This is a genomic window from Mycobacterium kyorinense, assembly GCF_002101735.1.
Classification (GTDB): domain Bacteria; phylum Actinomycetota; class Actinomycetes; order Mycobacteriales; family Mycobacteriaceae; genus Mycobacterium; species Mycobacterium kyorinense.
Map to the genome: position 1 here is coordinate 1 of NZ_LQPE01000055.1, position 4071 is coordinate 4071.

The window sequence follows — 4071 nt, forward strand, 5'->3', positions numbered from 1 at the left end:
TGACAACCGCACCTGGCAACCCGAATCACCCCCGATCACCAAGTCGGCGGCTTGACATCTTCATTGAGAGTCCTTTCCCATGATTACGCTACTCACCGTTTCGTAATAGCCCGATACGATACGCGGCGTCGTCAGAAGTGATCAAGGGCCTATCCTGATGTAGGTACACGTAGGCACAAATGGAGCTGGTGTGGAATGGCGACGGTTTCGGTGCGCGAATTTTCCTACAATCCGAGCGCCATGTTCGCTCGGGCAGAGAAGGGCGAGACGATCGAGATCACCCGTCACGGCAAGGTCATCGCCACGCTGGTCCCCGGGACGCAGCAGAAGCGCAGCCGCATCGAGGAGTTAGAGGCGTCGGGTGCGCTGCGACGGTCCGGAAAGACGACGTCCGACCTCGCCACGTTCACGCGTATCACGCTGCCAGAAGGCGCTCCCGATCCTTTGCAGCTTCTTCTCGAGGAGCGCTATAGCGAAAGCGACTGGGAGCGCAAATTAAGAGAGGACCTGGAGAGCCGGCGCGAGGCGACCGGCGACGCGAACCAATGATCTATTTCGATGCCTCGGCTCTTATCGCCATCGTGACTGCTCGTCCGAATGCTGCCGAGCTCGAGGTCTTTCTCGAAAGTCATCCTGGCCGTCCCATGGTGACGAGCACGGTGGGATTGATTGAAGCAGTGAGGAACTGCAGCCGTATCGGCGACTTCCCAAACTTGATGACGCAACTTCTGCATGACTACGACGAGCTTGCGCTCACTGCCGAAGTTCGTGACCGGGCGGCCGACTTGCCGGGCGGACTAAAGACCCTCGACGCGATCCATGTGGCAACCGCCGAGATGCTGGGTGACGAGCTCGTCGCTTTTGTCACCTACGACCGGCGCATGGCGAACGTCGCCCGTTCCCAAGGACTTCCGGTCGAATCGCCGTGACAGCGTGGCTGACCAGCGCGTGGCGGTTCGTGCGCAGCGCACCGCTGACGTATCTGTGGCTGTTGGTGTTGCTGGTCACCACGATCGTGCAACATCACCTCAGCCGGCACGAACTGCATAGCGTGCTCGTGCACCGCTCCACCAACATCCACCACTTGAGCACCGACCCGCTGTACGTGCTGTTCACCAGTCTGTTCTGGGTCGACGGCGGGGACTGGCTGATGTGCCTGGTGCTGTTCACCCTGTTCCTGGCGCCGGCCGAACGGTGGCTCGGCCAATTACGCTGGCTCACAGTCGGTCTCACCGCACACATTGTCGCCACCTATATCAGTGAAGGGTTGTTGTACCTGGCGATCCAGCAGCACCTGGAGCCCGAGAAGATGGTGCACGTGCGTGATGTCGGTGTCAGCTACTTCATGGTCGGCGTGATGGCCGTGCTCACGTATCGCATTGCGTCGCCGTGGCGATGGATCTACCTGGCGGCATTGACCGTCTACTACGGCGCAGGCCTGGTGGCCGACCCGAATTTCACGGCAATCGGGCACTTCTCGGCGATCTTCATCGGCCTGTGCTTCTATCCGATGGCCCGCAGGCGCACTGGTCAGCTCCGCACCGCGGTGACGTAGCCCAGCGAGCCGAACATGGCCGCGTCGTTGTCGTCGTCCGGTTCGATCGAGAGCCCGTGAGCGGCAAACAGATCGGTGGCGTTGGTGACAGTGGCCGCCCAGCCGTGGGTGTTGAGGTAGTCGACCACGTCGCTGCGGTCGCCCTCGTACCAGAGGTCGGTCATGTCGACGTCGAGCCCGTGTGCGCGCCAGCGTTCGACGACCTCCCGCATCCGCTCGGCCATCATCGGTACGGACCGGGCGGCGTCCGGCAGGTTCTCGGTGGCCAATCGGCTTCCCGCGGCGCTGAGGGCGGTGATGTTGTCCAGCAGCCGGTCCTGGGCGTCGGGCGGCAGGAAGGGCAGCAGGCCTTCCGCACTCCAGGCGGTCGGTTCGGTGGGGTCCAGGCCAGCGCCGCGCAGCGCGGTCGGCCAATCGTGGCGCAGGTCGACGGCCACCGAGCGACGGTCGGCGGTGGGGGTGGCGCCCAGCTCGGCCAGCGTGCCGGTCTTGAATTCGATGACCCGGGGTTGGTCGATCTCGTAGACGACGGTGCCGGCCGGCCAGGGCAGCCGGTAGGCGCGGGCGTCGAGTCCCGACGCCAAAATCACCGCCTGACGGATCCCGCGGTTGGCCGCCTCGACGAAGAAGTCGTCGAAAAAGCGTGTGCGGACGGCCATCATGTCGCGCATCCGCTGCATGCCGAACTCGCCGTTGTCGTCGACCTCGGCCGGGTTCAGCTCGCCGCTGGCCAACCGGGTGAAAAAGTCCACGCCCACCGCGCGGACCAACGGCTCGGCGAACGGGTCGTTGATCAGCGGGCTGGCGCCCCGGCTGGCCAGCGCCCGTCCCACTGCGACGCCGGTCGCGGTGGCCCCCACGCTGCTCGCCAGGTCCCAGGTGTCGTCGTCGGCTCGTGGCATATCGCCCCTCCCGTAGTCGATAGTTAGCTCACTTAATCGAGCCTACCCGGCGGCCCGGCCACGTAATCTTGGTGACGCGCGGGGCAGGACGAGGAGGGCATGCAGGCGAATGCGGCGGTACTACTCGGCGGAAGCCATCCGCGAGGCCGAAGCGCCGCTGCTGGCCAGCCTGCCCGACGGCGCGCTGATGCGCCGCGCGGCCTACGGCCTGGCTACCGAGATCATTCGCGAGCTGACCGCCCGCACCGGCGGGGTGGCCGGTCGGCGGGTGTGCGCGGTCGTCGGCTCCGGCGACAACGGCGGTGACGCACTGTGGGCGGCGACATTCCTGCGGCGTCGCGGCGCTGCGGCCGACGCGATACTGCTGAACCCGGAGCGCGCCGATCGCAAGGGACTGGAGGCTTTCCGCAGATCAGGGGGCAGCATCGTCGAAAGCGTTTCGGCCGCGACCGATCTGGTTATCGATGGGGTCGTGGGCATCTCAGGTTCCGGGCCGTTGCGGTCGGCAGCTGCCGAGGTGTTCGCGGCGGTCGACGACATCCCGGTGGTCGCCGTCGACATTCCCAGCGGCATCGACGTGGCCACCGGCGCGATCACCGGGCCCGCCGTGCACGCCGCGCTGACAGTCACCTTCGGCGGCCTCAAGCCCGTCCACGCGCTCGCCGACTGCGGCCGGGTCCGGCTGATCGACATCGGCCTGGACCTGCCCGACACCGGCCTGCTGAGCTTTGAGGCGGCCGACGCCAAGGCGCGCTGGCCGGTGCCCGGCCCCAACGACGACAAGTACACCCAGGGCGTGACCGGCATCCTGGCGGGATCGTCGACGTATCCGGGGGCGGCGGTGTTGTGTAGCGGAGCTGCGGTGGCGGCGACGTCGGGCATGGTCCGCTACGTCGGCAGCGCGCTGGACCAGGTGCTCTCGCACTGGCCGGAGGTCGTCGCGGCGCCCACCCCGGCGGCAGCCGGGCGGGTGCAGTCCTGGGTCGTCGGGCCGGGGTTGGGCACCGAGGAGGCCGGCGCCGCCGCGCTGTGGTTCGCGTTGGACACCGACCTGCCGGTGATCGTCGACGCCGACGGCCTGACCATCCTGGCCGCGCACCCGGAGCTGGTCGCCAACCGGCAGGCGCCGACCGTGCTGACGCCGCATGCGGGCGAGTTCGCCCGGCTGGCCGGTGCCCCGCCCGGCGAGGACCGCATCGGCGCCACCCGCAAGCTCGCCGACGCGTTCGGCGCCACCGTGCTGCTCAAGGGCAACGTCACCGTCATCGCCGAGGCCGGCGGCCCGGTGTACCTCAACCCGGCCGGGCAATCCTGGGCGGCCACCGCCGGTTCGGGCGACGTGCTGTCCGGCATGATCGGCGCGCTGCTGGCCGCGGGGCTGCCCGCGCCCGAGGCGGCGGCCGCCGCGGCATTCGTGCACGCCCGCGCGGCGGCGCTGTCCGCCGGTGATCCCGGGCCCGGCGACGCACCCACGTCGGCGTCGCGCATCATCGGCCACATCCGAACCGCCCTGGCCGGCCTGTAAAAGCTTGTCTACGAAAGGACTCTCAATGAAGATGTCAAGCCGCCGACTTGGTGATCGGGGGTGATTCGGGTTGCCAGGTGCGGTTGTGG

General features: G+C 67.6%; 5 protein-coding genes. 4 read left to right on the top strand and 1 reads right to left on the bottom strand.

Features of this window, described 5'->3' with window-relative positions:
- The first annotated feature begins 195 nt into the window (after window positions 1–195).
- From AWC14_RS08270 to AWC14_RS08280, 3 genes are read left to right on the top strand one after another with little or no spacing between them, the layout of a single operon-like run.
- Window positions 196–549: a type II toxin-antitoxin system Phd/YefM family antitoxin gene (locus AWC14_RS08270; RefSeq protein WP_081968252.1), complete on the top strand. Its 354-nt coding sequence runs from the start codon at window positions 196–198 to the stop codon at window positions 547–549.
- The gene (locus AWC14_RS08275) at window positions 546–929 is read left to right on the top strand and encodes a type II toxin-antitoxin system VapC family toxin (RefSeq protein WP_045382714.1); all 384 of its coding nucleotides are present in this window, start codon (window positions 546–548) and stop codon (window positions 927–929) included. Before AWC14_RS08270 ends, AWC14_RS08275 begins: the two co-directional genes overlap by 4 nt.
- Complete coding sequence (locus tag AWC14_RS08280; RefSeq protein WP_052425653.1) at window positions 926–1555, top strand: rhomboid-like protein; 630 nt, start codon at window positions 926–928, stop codon at window positions 1553–1555. Before AWC14_RS08275 ends, AWC14_RS08280 begins: the two co-directional genes overlap by 4 nt.
- Here AWC14_RS08280 and AWC14_RS08285 read toward each other — a convergent pair.
- Window positions 1531–2457 carry a class I SAM-dependent methyltransferase gene (locus tag AWC14_RS08285; RefSeq protein ID WP_045382717.1) on the bottom strand — a complete coding sequence of 309 codons (927 nt, stop codon included), beginning with the start codon at window positions 2455–2457 and terminating at the stop codon, window positions 1531–1533. The genes AWC14_RS08280 and AWC14_RS08285 overlap by 25 nt on opposite strands.
- 109 nt (window positions 2458–2566) lie before the next feature.
- Here AWC14_RS08285 and AWC14_RS08290 point away from each other — a divergent pair, with 109 nt between their 5' ends.
- Entirely contained in the window at window positions 2567–3982 is a 1416-nt protein-coding gene (locus tag AWC14_RS08290; RefSeq protein WP_057003448.1) for a bifunctional ADP-dependent NAD(P)H-hydrate dehydratase/NAD(P)H-hydrate epimerase, read from the top strand.
- Window positions 3983–4071 lie beyond the last annotated feature (89 nt).